Annotated in this window: 13 protein-coding genes; 6 read left to right on the forward strand and 7 right to left on the reverse strand. The window is 65.4% G+C overall.

Going from position 1 to position 16,793, the window contains the following annotated elements; all coding sequences use genetic code 11:
• The first annotated feature begins 5 nt into the window (after positions 1-5).
• Positions 6-1,211 (forward strand): mandelate racemase/muconate lactonizing enzyme family protein, encoded by a 1,206-nt coding sequence (locus NLM32_RS31525; protein WP_254132626.1) that lies wholly within the window; start codon positions 6-8, stop codon positions 1,209-1,211.
• Positions 1,212-1,402: 191 nt separating this feature from the next.
• A complete protein-coding gene (locus tag NLM32_RS31530; RefSeq protein ID WP_254132627.1) occupies positions 1,403-1,672 on the forward strand; it encodes a hypothetical protein in 270 nt (89 codons plus the stop codon).
• A gap of 71 nt (positions 1,673-1,743) precedes the next feature.
• Here NLM32_RS31530 and NLM32_RS31535 read toward each other — a convergent pair whose 3' ends face one another.
• Complete coding sequence (locus NLM32_RS31535) at positions 1,744-2,451, reverse strand: outer membrane protein (RefSeq protein WP_254132628.1); 708 nt, start codon at positions 2,449-2,451, stop codon at positions 1,744-1,746.
• Positions 2,452-2,473: 22 nt separating this feature from the next.
• Entirely contained in the window at positions 2,474-4,162 is a 1,689-nt protein-coding gene (locus NLM32_RS31540; RefSeq protein WP_254132629.1) for a hypothetical protein, read from the reverse strand.
• Positions 4,163-4,484: 322 nt separating this feature from the next.
• Here NLM32_RS31540 and NLM32_RS31545 point away from each other — a divergent pair, with 322 nt between their 5' ends.
• Positions 4,485-5,393, forward strand: a complete 909-nt coding sequence (locus NLM32_RS31545; protein WP_254132630.1) for an AraC family transcriptional regulator — start codon at positions 4,485-4,487, stop codon at positions 5,391-5,393.
• A gap of 20 nt (positions 5,394-5,413) precedes the next feature.
• Here NLM32_RS31545 and NLM32_RS31550 read toward each other — a convergent pair whose 3' ends face one another.
• On the reverse strand, positions 5,414-5,770 hold the full coding sequence (locus NLM32_RS31550; RefSeq protein ID WP_254132631.1) for a hypothetical protein: 357 nt from the start codon (positions 5,768-5,770) through the stop codon (positions 5,414-5,416).
• A 343-nt stretch (positions 5,771-6,113) separates the two neighbouring features.
• Between NLM32_RS31550 and NLM32_RS31555 the strand changes: the two genes are divergently transcribed.
• Positions 6,114-7,256 (forward strand): hypothetical protein, encoded by a 1,143-nt coding sequence (locus tag NLM32_RS31555; RefSeq protein WP_254132632.1) that lies wholly within the window; start codon positions 6,114-6,116, stop codon positions 7,254-7,256.
• A gap of 30 nt (positions 7,257-7,286) precedes the next feature.
• Here NLM32_RS31555 and NLM32_RS31560 read toward each other — a convergent pair whose 3' ends face one another.
• Both NLM32_RS31560 and NLM32_RS31565 read right to left on the reverse strand, forming a co-directional pair.
• Positions 7,287-7,883 (reverse strand): DUF2147 domain-containing protein, encoded by a 597-nt coding sequence (locus NLM32_RS31560; protein ID WP_254132633.1) that lies wholly within the window; start codon positions 7,881-7,883, stop codon positions 7,287-7,289.
• A 108-nt stretch (positions 7,884-7,991) separates the two neighbouring features.
• On the reverse strand, positions 7,992-9,020 hold the full coding sequence (locus NLM32_RS31565) for an NAD(P)/FAD-dependent oxidoreductase (RefSeq protein WP_254132634.1): 1,029 nt from the start codon (positions 9,018-9,020) through the stop codon (positions 7,992-7,994).
• Between the two features lie 182 nt (positions 9,021-9,202).
• On the opposite strand from NLM32_RS31565, the gene NLM32_RS31570 reads away from it, so the two are divergent.
• The gene (locus tag NLM32_RS31570) at positions 9,203-9,670 is read left to right on the forward strand and encodes a thioesterase family protein (protein ID WP_254132635.1); all 468 of its coding nucleotides are present in this window, start codon (positions 9,203-9,205) and stop codon (positions 9,668-9,670) included.
• 64 nt (positions 9,671-9,734) lie between these two features.
• On the opposite strand, the gene NLM32_RS31575 is transcribed toward NLM32_RS31570, so the two are convergent.
• The gene (locus NLM32_RS31575; protein WP_148775221.1) at positions 9,735-10,055 is read right to left on the reverse strand and encodes a 2Fe-2S iron-sulfur cluster-binding protein; all 321 of its coding nucleotides are present in this window, start codon (positions 10,053-10,055) and stop codon (positions 9,735-9,737) included.
• Between the two features lie 175 nt (positions 10,056-10,230).
• Positions 10,231-10,605, reverse strand: coding sequence for an Hpt domain-containing protein (locus tag NLM32_RS31580; protein ID WP_254132636.1), 375 nt, complete (start codon positions 10,603-10,605; stop codon positions 10,231-10,233).
• A 393-nt stretch (positions 10,606-10,998) separates the two neighbouring features.
• Between NLM32_RS31580 and NLM32_RS31585 the strand changes: the two genes are divergently transcribed.
• The gene (locus tag NLM32_RS31585) at positions 10,999-16,722 is read left to right on the forward strand and encodes a negative regulator of septation ring formation (RefSeq protein ID WP_254132637.1); all 5,724 of its coding nucleotides are present in this window, start codon (positions 10,999-11,001) and stop codon (positions 16,720-16,722) included.
• The last annotated feature ends 71 nt before the right edge of the window (positions 16,723-16,793 follow it).

Consider the following 16,793-nt stretch of genomic DNA (forward strand, 5'->3'; position numbering starts at 1 on the left):
CCTCGATGTCCCGCGTCACGACCCTGCGCACGATCCGCATCGACGAGCGGCCGAACCTGATCTGGGTCGAGATCGAAACCGACGAGGGACTGAGCGGCCTCGGCGAAAGCTTTCGCGGCGCGCAAGCGGTCGAGGCGGCCGTGCACGAACTCGCGGCGCCGCTGGTGCTCGGCCAGGACTCCCGCCGCATCGAGGCGATCTCGCGCCAGTTGCTGACGCCCTATCTCGGCTTTCACAGCGTCAGCGCCGAGGTGCGCGCGGCCAGCGCCATCGACATCGCGCTGTGGGACCTCAAGGGCCAGCGTCACGGCATTCCCGTGCACGAGGCTCTCGGCGGCGCCAGCCGGCTCGAGATCCGCGCCTACAACACCTGCGCCGGCTATGCCTACAACACCAAGAGCTCCAGGCGCCGCGAGATCGGCGCGGACGATGCCGCGCTCGGCCCCTACGACGATCAGATCGCCTTCATGCGCGATGCCGGGACGCTTGCCGAAAGCCTTCTGAGCGAAGGCTACGGCGCCATGAAGATCTGGCCGTTCGATCCGTTTGCCGCGAATGGCGGCCATGCGATCTCGCTCACAGACCTCAAGACCGGACTGGAGCCGTTCCGCAAAATCCGCGACGCCGTCGGCGACCGCATCGAGATCATGTGCGAGCTGCACAGCCTGTGGGGCATGCACACCGCCGAACGCATCTGCCGCGCGCTCGAAGATTACGGCGTGTTCTGGGTCGAGGATCCCCTCAACAAGATGGACGACGTGCAGGGCCTTGCCGATCTCAGGCGGCGCGTGAAGACACCGATCTGCGGCAGCGAGACGCTAGCGGGCGCAGCGAGCTTCCGCAATCTGCTCGCGGCCGATGCGGTCGACGTCGTGATGCTCGACATCGCCTGGTGCGGCGGCCTGAGCGAGGCGCGCAAGATCGCGGCGTTGAGCGAGGCCTACAACAAGCCGCTTGCGCCGCATGACTGCACCGGACCCGTGGCGCTGATGGCGGGGCTGCATCTGGCGCTGCATGCGCCGACGGCGATCTTCCAGGAGGTCGTGCGCGCGACGCTGTCGACCTGGTACCGCGATCTCGTCACGGCGCTGCCTGTCGTGACCAACGGCATCGTATCGGCACCGACGCCCCCCGGTCTCGGGCTCGCGCTCAATCCGGATTTGTGCCGCCGCGCCGACGCGGTGGTACGAGAAACCAAACTCGGCGCGTAAAGCACGATCGTCCGTCTGTCGCGAAACCTTGCTGAAACATTGGCGCGGAAAACTTCTTCCTCGTTTCGTCCTGCCGTCGCACGCAACCAAATTGACCCGCCCGCGGAAGACGAATGTTCGCACACAAGCGAACCTGCTGCGGCACTGCCGCGACCAAACCTCCGATTGATATCTTCAACGGAGATTTTGAAATGCGTATTCTCTCGATGATTGCCGTTGCCGGCGCAATGATTGCAAGCACAGCCAGCGCATTTGCCGGCGAGCTCCCCTCTTACGAAGCGAAGTCGTTTCCGATCTCGACGGTGCAGGTTCAGGTGCTCGGCGGCGCCGGCGTCGAGGAGCAATCGACTGCCCCCACGATGATCGTCGCCGGCATGCCGGCCTCGCCCGCGCAGATGTCGGTGCTGTCGCCGCGCGTCAAGCGGCTCGCCAGCGTGAGCTCCGACAGCGAAGCGCGCTAGATCCATCCAGTCACGACAAATGCCGGAAGCAGAACGCCGCTTCCGGCATTTCGTATGCGTGCGCTCGCCCGTCAATATCGCGCCGTCACCGGCGCGTCCGCGAAGTGGTAGTTGACGCCGAACCGCACCAGGCTGACGTTGCGTTCGGTCACCTTGCCGGCCAGATCCGACGGCGTCGCCGTTCCGAACGATGGGATGAAGAGATATTCCGCCTTTGCCGACCATTGCGGCAGGAACATCCATTCCACGCCACCACCGACGACCCCGCCCCACATCCCATTCGGCTGCGAGTTCTCGGTGTTGAAGTTGGTGGCCTTGAGCCCGGCGAAAGCAACGCCGCCGGTGATGTAGGGCATGAACTGCCCGAACGTCACGCCCACGCGACCGCGACCGGTGTGCAGCCAGGTGATCTTGGTACGGCAGGGAACGACGCCGGCGCAGCCGCCATTCGACGTGTTACCGTCGATATCGGCCGCGGAGAGATCGCCCTCGACACCGACGGCGAACATGCCGAACTGCCAGTCGTAGCCGACCGTGGCACCCGCGATCCACCCCGCCTGAGCAAAATCCCCGGAATCACCGACGCCGGCGAACGGGCTACCGGTCTGGTCCTGGCGCGAGCTTCCGCGCCCCCAGCCGCCGGCGACGCCGACATGGAATCCGGTCCACGGAGCAACCGTCGCGACCTGCGCATAAGGCACCGCCGCAAGATCCGCCGCCGCGGCTTGGCCGGCGAGCAGGCCCAGGAAAGAAGCGAGGGCAATTGCGTGCTTGATCATTGGTCTCATCCTCGCGTTTCGCTTAGTTGCCCGGCAGCGCGTAGCGCAGCTCGGTGAAGAACAGGTGCGTGTGCGCATCGGGCGGCGCGCCGGCCGCCACGAACCAGGGCTCACGCCGCAGATACGAGTATTGTGCAAGGCCCGAGATGGCGCCGTATTGCGGGTCGGCCCAGAACGTATGCTTGAGGTCGAGCGTCCACTGCTCGATCTGCTTGTTGGCGGAGTTCGACGAGAACGGGCCGCCAAAGCCGGCATAGCGGTTGGGCGTCGGGTTGGTGGGGTCGAGGAAGTAATTGTTCTCGAAGAACGCCTGACCGTAATAGGCCGACAGCACCGTCGGCTGGAGCACACGCCACTCGAAGCCGGCGAGGTAACCGTGCGAGCGAACCGTCGAGAGCGCGATGTCATACGCGCCCGTACTGCCGGTCACCGTGGGCACGACATCAGGACCGAGCGCCCCGAGATAGCGGCCGCCGCCATCGCTCCAGAACGCATTGCCGACGAGCGTGAAGGTCTTGAAGAATTCGAGGTTCGCTCCGACTGTCGTCGCCCATCCGCTGGCATCATGCCAGACGAAATTGCCGCCGATGAACTGCTGCAGGTTGGTGGACCGGAATTGCTGCCACATGCCGGCCGCCTCGAGATGCAGCCGCGTTCCCGACCACACCTCGCTGTCATAGGCGGCCTTGGCGACCACATCGGGCATCCGGTTCGGCGTGCCGGGAAGGGCTCCGGTGTCGAACTGCGGTCCGAGTTGCGCGTTGAAGGCGAATGGGTAGGTCACCTCGCCGGCACCGACATATTGCTGCGGGTTTTCGACGCCGGCGCCGATGGTGAAATTCGGCGTTGCGTGCCAGGCGAAATGCGCCGCCGCTTGCCGCGCCCAGGGCAGGCCGACCTGGAAGCTCTGGTCGATATTGTTGGTGAGGAAAACGTCCGAGGGATCGGGCCCCATGCCATAGCGGTTCGGCGTCAGCCAGCTATAGGTCTGGCCGAAGGTCGTCTCGAACTGGCCGGCCCTCACGTCAGCGTAAGCGAGCCGCATGCGGAAGGTGTGGCTGTTCGAATTGACATAGGCGTTGGCGGGATCGTTGCCGTTGAAATCGCCCTCGAAATAGCCGGTGAGATCGACGCCCCTGACGTTGCCGTGCGCGCGCAGGCCGAGCACCGAATTCTGCGCCGACATGCGCGTCTCGGTCATCTGGCCCTGGATGGTGTTGGAGAACGGGATCGTACCGAAATTGGTCGTGGTCGCATTTCCGGTGTTGGTGTTGCGGCTCACACCCGTCAGTGCGAGGTAGCCGACCGGCGCAATCTCGAAGCCGCCGACCTCGATGGAAGCCGCCTTGCGCGGCATGGGTGCAGCGCCGCTTGACGGAGTCACCGGCGGCACCACGACGGACGCCGGGGCTGGTCTGGCGTCCGTCGCGGCCACGCTCGCCGGCTGCGACTTCGATTTCAGCGCCTGTATGTCGCCGTCGGCAAGCACGCCCTTCCTGCGGAGGATCGCGACAAGGCGATCGCCCTGCTCGGCCGGTGGCGCGGAGGTAACCGCCCGGGCCTCGTTCGACGAGATCACGCCCTTGCTGGCAAGCAGCGAAAGCAGAGCCTCGGTATCACCGGCCATGACGGATGTGTCGCCACATGCAGCAAACGCAACGACCGCAGTCGTCGTGAGCCACGCCTTGCGAAGCCCGAGCCCCAACCTCATTCCAACTCCTCCAGAATCAGCTTCGACCACACCAAATTCGGCGCGAGAACGAACACCTAGCCGCGGCGGATCGCGACCGCTCAGACTGGGGAGAACTGGATGGGACTGGAGCGAACTTGCCTGTCACTTTGCGGGAGACGATGTATTGCGGCCACACTGACCATCGCGGTTGAAATCGCGACGGGATGCTTTATCAACACGAGAGAGAGCCATCGAACCACCGAGCGATGGATTGCGACAATCCAGCATGACATCGCTTGCCCCGTCCTTCGCTCCCGTCCAAACATCGACTGACGCATTTCCAAGCCACCGGCGTCTCGCCATGTGGCGGGAGGTCTACGGTCGCAACATCGCCAGCGTCGACATCGAGACGATCGGCGACGGGCCGTTTCATGCCAGTGTGACATTCCAGGGCCTGCCCGGCGTCGGGCTGGTCTCGGGATCGCGATCGCCTGCGCATTATCACTCCACGCGGCAACATCTTGCCGGCGCCAGAGACGCCTTTGGATTGTCGATGCTGATGAGTGGAGCCGCCACCACGCGACAACTTGGCCGCGAGATCGTCTGCCGCCCCGGCACCGCCTCGGTGATATCGGGCACTGATCCGTCCGTGAGCACGATGCACAGCCTCGGCAGCTTCATCACCATCGTGCTGCCGCGTCCGGCGGTCTCCGCCCTCGTTCCCGATCTGGGCGCGGCCTATGCGCGACAGATCCCCGCCGAGAGCGGCGCGTTGCAGCTCCTGATCCGCTACGTGCAGACGCTGCATGAGAGCGACCCGCTCGATGCCGGGCTGGCGAAAGCAGCCGCAAACCACATCGTGGATCTTGCGGCACTTGCGATCGGCGCCAATGCTGACGCGACGCATGAGGCACGGCATCGCGGCGTCGCGGCCGCACGGCTTCAATCGATCAAGGCGGAAATCCGCGAGCGTCTCGGCGCCGGCGATCTCTCGGCCTTGACGGTCGCTTTGCGGCACGGCGTGACTCCGCGCTACGTCCAGAAGCTGTTCGAGCGGGAGGGCACGACGTTCTCGGAATTCGTGCTCGCTCGCCGGCTCGAGCGCGCCATGAACATGCTGCGGGATGCCGACTTTGCGGCACTCACGATCAGCGCAATCGCCTTCGAATGCGGCTTCGCCGAACTGTCCTATTTCAACCGCACATTCCGGCGCGCCTATGACGCGACACCATCGGACATCCGTCTCGCGGTTACTCTACGCCAGCGCTAGATCCTCGAGATATCACGCCTCTACGTCATGCTGCCCGGCATGAAGCAGCGCACGCGCGGGTGGCCGTCGATATAGTGCTTCCACACCATGGTGCGGCCGATCTTGTTCGGCTCGGTGATCACGGCACCGTCGGGCACGACGACCCACTCCTCGTCGAGAAGCACACGATAGTGTCCCTTGTCGGACTCCCAGTCGACATCGGCGACGACATAGCCGTCGGCATCCGAACAGCACTGTCCGTACTGGCTGCGCAGGCTCTCGAACCAGGGTTTTAACGGCGAGTTGGCATAGCGCCCGTCGTCACGCGCCAACGCCGATGTCGCCAGCAGCATTGTCAGTCCCAGCAACGTCGCCGCACACGGTCTTGCGAGTTTCATAACGTCATCTCACGGATCGAAGTTGGCGCCGCGAGGAACAGGCGACGTCGCTCGCGCCCTCGAACAGGCACGGCAGCGGCGACTCGCTCCTCCGGCGGATTTGCCGATAGCTATGCAAATCCAGCGCCACCGCGCATTCCGGGGAACTACTGGCGCGGCCGCCTTCCTCGATCCGACTGCATGTGTGATGTGCCGACGCTCCGCCGCGCCTCACTTCGGAGGCTTTCCTTGTCGTGTCAGGACGTGTACGAAGCGGGCGCGGACGCGCCCGCCATCCGCTTAACCGACTGTTTTGAATGGAAGAATTGGGTATCGGCGTGACAGGCCTTGGACCGTCAGCGCTATGAGTGACTCGAGGGACCTGCTTCCCGGTCAACAGGACCCGACCGATTTGCCCGCAAACCAGGTGCAGTTTGCGCTGGTGATTTCGCGCATGCTCGAGACGGTGAAAGACGACGCCGAAGCCCGGCGGCAGATGGTCTACGATCTCGCCCGCTACAAGCTCCAGGAGCAGTTCACCTACGCCGACGCGAAAAACATCGAGCAGATGAAGCAGGCCCTCGAGGTCGCGATCGATGAGGTCGAGAAGTTTTCGCGCGAACAGGCGCCGCTGGAGCGCTTGCCGCCGCAGCAACTCACGTCATCCAGGGTCACCGAAGCAGGCACTCTTCTGGTCTCCGGCGATACAACGGTTTTGCCTTCGGGGATCAAGTCCCGCAGCAAGCTGCCAGTGGTCTCTGGTCCGCTCTGGCCTGTGATCAAGCGGACGGCGGCCATCCTGCTCGTCGTTGGCGCAACCGTCGTGATCGTCTCGCAGCGAGACCGGATCGCCGCGCTGCGCCGGCAGATGTCGTCGCAGACGCCGGAGATCGCACAGGTCGCGCCAAAACCCGAGACGACGATCACGGTGGCCAAGCCGGAAATGGTGCCCTCTCCGCCGCCTCCACCCACGCGCGTGCTTCCCAGCGATTACGGCATCTATGCCTTGATCGACGACAAGTCGCTGGCTGAGCTGAACGCGACCGGCGTGATGGCGCCGGACATGCGCATTGCGATTTCACCGGAATTCAAGAAGCCCGATCGGCCGCATCTGCCGAACGGCCACGTCAAGTTCATCGTGTTCCGCCGGGATATTGCAAATGTGATCCCCGAGCGCGTCGAGGTCCGCGTTGTCGCGAAGGTCAAGGAGTTTTCGACCGACGCTGCAGGCAAGACGACGAGTGGCGGAGACGACGTCGGCGTGATCCGGAACTTCTCTTACCCGTTCCGGATCTCGCCGATTCCGGGGAAAGCCGAAATGTACGAGCTGCACGCCAGTGATGTGGAGCTCGAGCTTCCGCCGGGACATTACGTCCTGAGCCTGGGACCGCAGGCCTATTATTTTCAGGTCGACGGCGAGATCACCGATCCCCGGCAATGCCTCGAGCGCGTCGTTGCCGGCAACGGCACGTTCTACGCGCCTTGCAAGAAGGCGCGGACGTATTGATGTCCGTCGCCCGGGCGGCGTGAAAGCCGTCTACTTCTTCGCCGCCGGCGCCATCATCATCGCGCCACCTTTTTTGGTCGCGGGCACTGGCGCCGGCTTGGTCGCGGCGGCCTGCGCGGGGAGATATTTGGCGATGATGGCGGGATCGACTTCGGCCATACTTGTATCCGGCAAACGCTGCCAGGTCTCGTCCTTGCCGAACAGGGAAATGCCGAGGAAGCCGCGCATGGTCAGGACCTGACCATCCGGGCTCACCGTCATCTTGGCCTTCCAGATGTTGCCGTCACGCGGATTGACGACGTTGCCGCCCTCATACTTCAACCCGTCACGCTTCATGTCGCGGATGAAGGAGAGGCCGAGCACCGGCTGGTTCTTGCGATCGTCCGTGCATTTCGTGCAGGCTTCGTTCGGATCGTCGCCGGGGCGCGGAAACGTCTTGGCGATGACGCCTTCGAAGATGCCGTTGTGGTCGATGAAGAGGAACCAGCCCACCGTCTTGCCGTCCTCGACCTTCTGCCAGAGACCCGCAGCGGTTGGCTGCTGCGCTTGTGCCGCAGTCGGGCTCGCCGCGCCGAGCGACAGCGCGAGGAACGCGATCAGCCCAAAGCTGGAAAAGAGTTTCCGCATTATGATCACCTTGCTAAGCCGCCACTGCAATGGCCGCAGACTACGGCGATTTCGCGAACGATTCCAGCACCAGGAACATGGGGCATCGCTCGTCCGCTCCCGTCGCGATCAGTTGACACCGAGCTTCTTTTGCAGGCTGGAGGACGAGGTCGTGTACTGGAACACGAGCCGCTTCTCCGGATACACGTAGCGGTGGGCTTTTTGCGACATCAGTGCGCCCTCGTGGAAGCCGCACAGGATCAGCTTGATCTTGCCGGGATAGGTGTTGATGTCGCCGATGGCGAAGATGCCCGATACGTTGGTTTCGAACGCAGAGGTCTCGACCGGCACCAGATTGTTCTCCAGCGCAATGCCCCAGTTCGCGACGGGGCCGAGCTTCATGGTCAGGCCGAAGAACGGCAGCATGGTGTCGCAGGCGATATCGCTGACATTGTTGTCGTTGCCCTTGACGGTGGCACCGGTCAGCTGGCCATCGGCGCCCGAGAGCGCGGTGACCTGGCCGAGCCGCAAGTCCATCTTGCCACTGGCGACCAGCGCGCGCATCTGCTCGACGCTGTGGGGCGCGGCACGAAAATCGTCGCGCCGGTGCAGCAGCGTGATGCGCTTCGCCAACGGATGCAGATTGAGCGTCCAGTCGAGCGCGGAATCGCCGCCGCCGACGATCAGCACATTCTTGTCGCGGAACGTTTCCATCTTGCGCACGGCGTAGTGCACCGAGGTGCCTTCGTACGCTTCGATCCCCGGCACCGGCGGACGCTTGGGCTGGAACGAGCCGCCACCGGCCGCGATCACCACCACCTTGCACTCGAACACCTTGCCGGCGTCGGTGGTGCAGCGAAACGCGGGATCGCCGATCTTCTCCACGGTCTCGATCATCTCGCCGAGATGGAAGGTCGGATGGAACGGCCTGATCTGCTCCATCAGCGCCTCGGTGAGGCCCTGCCCCGACACTTGCGGGATGCCGGGAATGTCGTAGATCGGCTTTTCCGGATAGAGCTCGGCGCACTGGCCGCCGACCTTGTCGAGGATGTCGACGAAATGCGCCTTCATGTCGAGAAGGCCAAGCTCGAAGGCGGCGAACAGACCGCAAGGGCCAGCGCCAATAATCAGCACATCGGTTTTGATCACGTCGCTCATGTCGTCTCTTTATCGGTCGTTATCGGTTGGACGGCGCCCGGCGGGCAGAGGTGACCCTGCCTGTCTAGCCAACGGGGATGGATCAGGGAAGGCATAAAAGCGGGAGGGCCCCGCAGCCGCGCCCACTTGCCGGGTCAAAATAACTGGGCTGTAACGAGGCTGGATATGACGGAGATCAATCGGTGAACGCACCAAGCCGCCTCGATACGACGCCGCGCCTGGAGGACTTCCCTTTTCGCCTCAGTGACAACGTCCGCTTCGGCGATCTCGACCCGAACCAGCACGTCAACAACGCGGTCTACGCCACCTATTTCGAGACCGGCCGCGTCACGCTGATGAAGAGCCCGCAATACGGGCTGACACCGCCGGGGCTCGCCTGGATCATGGTGCGGCTCGACATCCATTTCCGCGCCGAGCTGCACTGGCCGAACACGATCGAACTCGGCCTCGGCGTGGTCAAGCTCGGGCGCACGTCGGTGACCTTCGAGCAGGTCGTGTTTTCGAACGGGACGTGCATCGCGTCAGCGACGTCCGTCGGCGTCTTGCTCGACGAGGCGACGCGCCGGCCGGCACCGCTGACCGCAGAGGTGATCGAGAAATTCAGACCCTGGCACAAGCGCGGCATCGAGGTCACGCCGCCGAGCACTTAAGTGCATGATCCGGAAAAGTGTGTAGCGGTTTTCCGGAAAGATCATGCTCTCTTGGAGGGACGCATCAGGCCTGACGTTCCGGCGTCGACACCACGAGCCCGTCGAGCTCGTCGGCGACCTTGATCTGGCAGGACAGGCGCGAGTTCGGGCGCACGTCGAAGCCGAAGTCGAGCATGTCCTCTTCCATCGGCGTCGGGCTGCCAACCTTCTCGCGCCAGGCTTCGTCGACATAGACATGACAGGTCGCGCAGGCGCAGGCGCCGCCGCATTCGGCTTCGATGCCGGGAATGCTGTTGCGGATGGCGGCTTCCATCACGGTCGCGCCGTTCTCGACATCCACCGTGCGGGTTTCGCCCTTGTGGTCGACAAAGTGAATTTTGGCCATGGGTGCTCGTGCTGCCGCGATCTGGGGAAAAAGGAGGGTCCGGGCTGTCCTATAACGGGTCGGTCAGGGCAGCGCCATAGCGTTTTCAAGCGAAGTGGATACCGGTTCGCGGGAAGAAAACGCGTCAAAACAAAAGACTAATGCGCCAGTCCCCGACTTCCAAGGGGGCGCCGGCCTAGTGCTTGAGGATGCTCGCAATGGCCGCACGAACCTCGGCGACCGCCTCCTTCAGCGCGGCGAAGGCGTGGGGCTGGTTGTGGCCGATCCGGATCGCGGTTTCCAGGCTGGCGGCGGCATCCGCCACCGCAAAGGCGCCGATCCCACGCGCCGAGCCCTTGAGCTTGTGCGCGAGCGCGCCGGTCTCGGCCGGCAGCGCCGTCATCGCCGCGATCAGCCGGACGGCCTGCTCGGCGAACATCGCAAGCACTTCCTGCTCCAGCTCGGCATCGCCGAGCGTCATCCGCGCGAGGTGGTCGAGGTCGAGGGGGCTGTCGATGGGCGCAAGCGGGGGCGAGGGCATCCAGTCCATCCGTTGCAGTTCAGGCATCATGGCGCAGGCCCCGGCATCGCGCGACGGTCCGCCGGTCCGGCGGTTCGCCCCCACCGAAGCATGGAAATGGTTAACGAAGTGTTTGCACGGTTTTACCCAAATCCGCCCGTTTATTGACGAAAAGTTGCCGCAATTGACCGAGTTCCGTGGAGAATTTCATTTAGGCCTAAGGTGTTACGGCGCGATCCTGTTAACGATGATTAAGATTGTATTAATCGCGGGCATTTCATTCGCGACGCTCTGCCAATAGGATGTTGCGGAAATTGGCGGACAAGCCGTCCGGGTGGGGACGGCTCGGAGATCCGCGCAAGCGGCATGATCCGGTCTGTGGGCTTGCGCAGCGCGCAGGGCTCGCGGGGGGACGCGTACAAGTAACGAGGGCTCGGACTGAACATGGCCAACACTCCCAAGAAGGTCAAAGACCCCACAGAAGTTGCGCTTTCTGCGATCCAGGAAGCCCTCAACATCAGCGACACGGCTGCCGACACCAGCCGCAACGCATCGATGCGCAACGAAACGGCGCCGCAGGTGGCGCCGCCGACACCTCCCGCGTTCGACGAGCCGACATTCGAGCCGCGGCCGGCCGCCAACGAGCGCGCCGTGTTCGATCCGATCGAGGAACCGCGCTCCTCGCGCCGCGCCGCCAATGACGACCGCGAGACCATCGGCCAGTTGCTCCAGTCGCTGCAGACTGGCCGCCCTGCCCGCAACATCTACACCGGCGCGACCATCTTCACCGTCGTCTGGCTTGCGGCCTGCGCCGCGCTGACGGTCGGCTTCCTGCCCTCGATCCGGGCGGCCATGGGCGAGAGCGGCGGCGTGCTGGCGATCGCCGGCCTCGCCACGATGTTCTTTGCGCCGATCATGCTGTTCTACTTCCTCGCCAGCCTGGTCTGGCGCGGCCAGCAGATGAGCCAGGTCGCGCAGGCGATGGCGCAGGTCGCGATCCGCTTCTCCGAGCCGGAAGGCTCGGCGTCCGATTCCATGGTCACCGTGGGTCAGGCCATCCGCCGCGAGGTCGCGGCGATGGGCGACGGCATCGAGCGTGCGATCGCGCGTGCCGGCGAGCTCGAGACGCTGGTCGCCAACGAGGTCGCCGCGCTCGAGCGCGCCTATTCCGACAACGAAGTGCGCATCCGCGCCCTGCTCCAGGACATCGCGCACCAGCGCGACAACCTGGTCGGCCAGGCCGAGCAGGTCCGCAGCGCCATTTCCGGCGTGCAGATCGACCTCCGCCACGACATCGCGCTGATCTCGGACGCGATCGCCTCGCGCGTCGACGAGGTCGCGAAATCCATCACCGGCGCGCTGGAAGAGCGCGGCGCCCACATCACCGGTGCGCTGAGCCACGCCGGCGACAACATGATCCTGGCGCTCGGCGAGCGCGGCGGCGACCTGCTCGACCGCCTCGAGGAAGCCAGCGCCGAGACCACCCGCGCGGTGCTCGACGCCAGCGAGCGGCTGACCACCAGCCTCAACTTCAAGACCGGCCACGTCCACGACGAGTTCGTCGACCTCGCCGACCGCGTCCACGAGATGCTGAACGAGCGCATCGACCGCATCACCGGCGAGTTCGAGCAGCGTTCGGCCGCGATCGTCGACGGCATCTCCGAACGCACCGAGCAGGTGCATGACTCCTTGAAGAATTCGTCGGACTCGCTGCTGCTCGAGCTCGAGCTGCGCTCCAACGACCTCTCCGCCAAGATCGACGACGCCGGCAACCGCCTCGCCGGCCAGATCATGACCTCGGGCGACAAGGCGAGCGAAGCGCTCGACGCCACGGTCAACACCCTCGTCGCCAAGGTCGTCAGCCAGACCGAGACCGCGCACGACTCGCTGTCGCTGCAGATGAGCGCGTTCGACGAGCTGGTGAAGAACCAGGGTTCCGAGCTGGTCGAGAAGTTCGCCCGCGATTCCGGCACGCTGGGTGCCCTGATCACGCGCCACATCTCCGAGTTCGACCGCACCGTGAAGACCTTCGGCGGCGAGATCGTCGAACGCATGGGCCAGCGCACCCACGACATCCATGAGTCGCTGAAGACCTATGTCGAGAACTTCGACACCCGCTTCACCTCCAACGGCGGTGCGATCACGGCCGTGCTCGACCAGCGCCTGGTGCAGTTCGAGACCACGATCGGCGAACGCGTCACCAATCTCGACGCCTCGCTCAACGGCAAGATCACGAGCCTCGACGGCACGATCGAAGGCCACATCAGGACTTTCGACGAACAGCTCATCGGCCGCGTGGCCGCGCTCGAGGAGTCGTTCGACACCCGCGCCAAGTCCGTCACCGAAACCATCGACGGGCGTCTCAACACGCTCGCGATGTCGCTGACCGATGGTGCCGCCCAGGCGATCCAGTCGGTCGACACGCGCCTGACGCACCTCACGACGACACTCACGGGTGGCGCATCGCAGGCGCTCGAGTCCATCGACGCCCGCCTCACCCACCTCACGTCGACGCTGACCGACGGCGCCTCGCAGTCAATCCAGGCGATCGATACGCGGCTGACGCACCTCACGACGACGTTCAACAGCGGCGCATCGCAGGCGCTGGAGTCCGTCGACAGCCGCCTCACCTATCTGACGACCGCTTTGACCAACGGCGCCTCGCAGGCCGTGCAGTCGATCGACACCCGCCTGACCTTGCTGACCTCGACGCTCACGGACGGCACGGCGCAGGCGATCGAGGCGGTCGACCGCCGCATCACCGGCGTCGCCGACCTCATCGACGGCCGCAGCATGCACCTGACCGACACGGTCACGGCGCGCTTCCAGGACATCCACCAGGCGATCGAGACCAAGGTCGGTTCGGTTGCCAACGACATCGACGTCCGCGTGGCGCAGTTCGAAGACCTGCTCGGCTCGCGTGTCGAGGCCGTTGCCGGCCGCATCGAGAGCAGCGGCCGCCAGGCCAGCGAGGACATGATGTCCCGCGCCGAGATGATCTCGACCGCGATCCGCTCGCATGTCGAGGACGCCGAGCGCTCGCTCACCAACCTGGTCGTCAACACCAGCGAGACGATCCAGACCGGTGCGCGCACCGCCCAGCAGTCGCTGATGACGGTCTCCTCCGACGTCAACGCCCAGCTCAAGATGACCTCCGCCGAGGTCGAGCGCGCGCTGACCGCGGTCGGCACCGGCGCTGCGAACTCGATCCTGACCAGCGCCCGCGAGGCGCAATCCTCCCTGGTCGCGGCCTCGGGCGATGCCTCCAACCAGATCAAGGGGCTCGCCGCCGACGTCGAACGCACGCTGTCCGCAGCCGGCTCGGCCACCGCGGCCTCGATCCTGGCCGGCGCCCGCGAGGTGCAGACCACGCTCGTCACCGCCTCGTCGGACGCCGCCAACCAGGTCAAGACGCTCACCGCCGACGTGCAGCGCTCGCTGTCGCTCGCCGGCACCAGCACGGCTGAATCGATCACGGCCGGCGCCCGCGATGCGCAGGGCGCGCTGATCGCGGCCTCGACCGAGACCGCCAACCAGATCAAGGCGCTGTCCTCCGACGTCCAGCGCTCGCTCTCGATGGCGGGCACCTCGACGGCCGAGAGCATCATGACCGGCGCGCGCGAAGCCCAGAGCACGCTGGTCAACGCGTCCTCGGATGCTGCGAGCCAGGTCAAGTCGCTCGCGGCCGAAGTGCATCGCTCGCTCTCGCAGGTCGGCCAGTCCACCGCCGAGACGATCACGGCGAGCGCCCGCGACGCCCAGAGCACCCTTCTTGCTGTCTCGGCAGAACAAACCGGCCAGGTCCGTTCGCTCGCAGCCGAGATGCAGCGCGCGCTGGCGACCGCCGGCGGCGCCACCATCGAGGCACTCACCAGCGGCGTGCGCGAGGCCCAGGGCACGCTGATCACCGCGTCGACCGATGCAGCGACCCAGATCAAGTCGCTGACGACCGACATCGAGCGCACGCTGACCGCGGTCGGCGCCGACACCGCCTCGACCATCCTCAGCAGCGCACGCGAGGCCCAGACCTCGCTGACCTCGACCTCGGCGGATGCCGCAAGCCAGATCCGCACGATCTCGACCGAGATCGAGCGCGCGCTGAGCACGGCGACCGCGAACGCGACCAACGACATCCAGACCAGCGCCCTCAACGCCCAGAATGCGCTGATCAACGCCTCCAACGAGGCGAGCTCGCGGGTCAAGTCGAGCTCGGCCGACGTCGAGCGCTCGGTGCTCTCCGCCTCGAGCAGCTTCGGCCAGGCCATGACCGGCAAGACCGACGAGATCGTCACCTACGTGCAGCAGCAGGCCGACCGCCTCTCGAACATGATCGACGCCAAGCGCGGCTCGCTCGTGGATGCGATCGGCTCGAAGACCAGCCAGCTCACACTCGACATCGACCGCGTCACCTCCGACGCGCTGAAGTCGATCGAGACGCGCGGCACGGCATTCTCGCAGACCATGATGGGCAACGGCAACGAAGTCGCGCGCACCATCAACGCGGCGAGCGAGATCGCGACCAGCGCGGTCGGCCGGTCGCTGAAGGACCTCGAGACGGCCTCGCGTGCGGCGATCGACCAGTCGCGCCAGGTGTCGATTGCGGCCGTCACCGAGATGCAGGAGACCAGCAAGATCCTGCGCACCGACACGGTCGCCCTGTTCGAGCGTCTGCGCGAAGGCAACATCCTCCTCCAGGAGGTGCTGACCGGTGCGCACGACAACCTCAACTCGCTCGAGCGGGCGCTGGTGACGCGCGTCGCCGACTTCGTCTCGGCGATGAACGACGTCACCTCGCGCAACGGCGCGGCGACCCAGAACCTCGAAGACCAGCTCAACGTCTTCAACACGAAGACGACGCGGGCGCTGCAGGATCTCGGCGAGCTGTCGACCCAGTTCGACGCGCACGGCAAGGCGCTCGTCGATGCCGCGCAGGTCGTCGAGCAGAGCAACAAGAACACCACCGCCTCGCTTGCCGAACGCAAGGCGGCGCTGGAATCGCTGGTCACCACCATCGACCTGCGCACCGCCGATCTCGACCAGCGCCTGTCGCGCTTCACCGGGCTGCTCGATGAGTCGCTCGCTGCAGCCGAAGAGCGTGCCCGCGACATCGCCCGCGTGGTCGCGGAGACCGCCGGCGCAGGTTCGGCCGCGATCACCCGCCAGTTCGAGGCGGTGCGGTCGGCGTCCGAAGAAGAGCACCGCCAGACCATCGAGGCCATGCACGACATCTACCGCACGACCACCGACGAAGCGGATGCGATGTTCAAGCAGTCGACCGAAAAGTTCGGCAACCTCGTCTCCAGCATGAAGCAGATGGCGTTCGAGATGCACAACGAGCTCGAGGCCACCCGCAACGAGCTGCGCCGTGGCGTCCTCGAGATGCCGCAGGAGGCCGCCGAGAGCACGGCGCAGATGCGCAAGGTGATCGTCGACCAGATCGAGGCGCTGGCCGAGCTCAACCGCATCGTCGCCCAGCATGGCCGCGGCCTCGACGTCACCACGGCGGGCCGCGCTTCCGTCGCCGTCCAGCGCCAGGAAGAGCCGGTGATGGCAAGCACGGGCGGTCGTGGCACCGAGACGCGCATGCGCGACACCGGCAGCGCCTCGACGCTGCCGCCGCCGGACCTCGGCATGCCGGCCTCCTCGCGTCGCACCGAGGCTCCGTCGGTTGCCCCCGGCAGCAACGGCAACGACCCGGGCCGCGACGGCTGGCTGTCGGACCTGTTGAATCGCACCGACGCCAATCAGCCTGCTCCGGCCGGTCGTGAGGCCCCGCGCGGCCGCCAGACTGCTGCACCCGCTCCGCAGCCGCAGGCCCCGCAGAGCAACGGCAATCCGCTGGAATCGCTGTCGCTCGACATCGGCCGGCTGATGGACCGCAACCTCGCCTCCGAGATGTGGGATCGCTACCAGCGCGGCGAGAACAAGGCCTTCACCAAGCGCCTGTACACGCCCGCCGGCCAGAAGGCATTCGACGAGGTCGCCCGCAAGTATCGCGCCGACCGCAACTTCAAGGGCACGGTCGACCGCTATATCAGCGAGTTCGAACGCCTGCTCGACGAAGTCGCCCGCGACGGCCGCGGCCCGCAGGAGCTGCGCAGCCACCTGACCTCGGAGACGGGCCTGGTGTACACGCTGCTGGCCCACGCGGCGGGCCGGCTGGGGTAAGGCGCGTCACGACAGCGCACAGGAATGAAAACGGAGGCCTCACGGCCTCCGTTTTGTTTTTGACCTGGAGA

The sequence above is a fragment of the Bradyrhizobium sp. CCGUVB14 genome, from assembly GCF_024199935.1.
Taxonomy (GTDB): domain Bacteria; phylum Pseudomonadota; class Alphaproteobacteria; order Rhizobiales; family Xanthobacteraceae; genus Bradyrhizobium.

Coding starts and splice junctions, on each gene's coding strand:
- NLM32_RS31545 (WP_254132630.1), top strand. CDS start 4,485: ATGTGGCGGGAGGTCTACGGTCGCAACATCGCCAGCGTCGACATCGAG.
- NLM32_RS31540 (WP_254132629.1), bottom strand. CDS start 4,162: ATGAGGTTGGGGCTCGGGCTTCGCAAGGCGTGGCTCACGACGACTGCG.
- NLM32_RS31565 (WP_254132634.1), bottom strand. CDS start 9,020: ATGAGCGACGTGATCAAAACCGATGTGCTGATTATTGGCGCTGGCCCT.
- NLM32_RS31585 (WP_254132637.1), top strand. CDS start 10,999: ATGGCCAACACTCCCAAGAAGGTCAAAGACCCCACAGAAGTTGCGCTT.
- NLM32_RS31575 (WP_148775221.1), bottom strand. CDS start 10,055: ATGGCCAAAATTCACTTTGTCGACCACAAGGGCGAAACCCGCACGGTG.
- NLM32_RS31530 (WP_254132627.1), top strand. CDS start 1,403: ATGCGTATTCTCTCGATGATTGCCGTTGCCGGCGCAATGATTGCAAGC.
- NLM32_RS31550 (WP_254132631.1), bottom strand. CDS start 5,770: ATGAAACTCGCAAGACCGTGTGCGGCGACGTTGCTGGGACTGACAATG.
- NLM32_RS31560 (WP_254132633.1), bottom strand. CDS start 7,883: ATGCGGAAACTCTTTTCCAGCTTTGGGCTGATCGCGTTCCTCGCGCTG.
- NLM32_RS31525 (WP_254132626.1), top strand. CDS start 6: ATGTCCCGCGTCACGACCCTGCGCACGATCCGCATCGACGAGCGGCCG.
- NLM32_RS31535 (WP_254132628.1), bottom strand. CDS start 2,451: ATGATCAAGCACGCAATTGCCCTCGCTTCTTTCCTGGGCCTGCTCGCC.
- NLM32_RS31580 (WP_254132636.1), bottom strand. CDS start 10,605: ATGATGCCTGAACTGCAACGGATGGACTGGATGCCCTCGCCCCCGCTT.
- NLM32_RS31555 (WP_254132632.1), top strand. CDS start 6,114: ATGAGTGACTCGAGGGACCTGCTTCCCGGTCAACAGGACCCGACCGAT.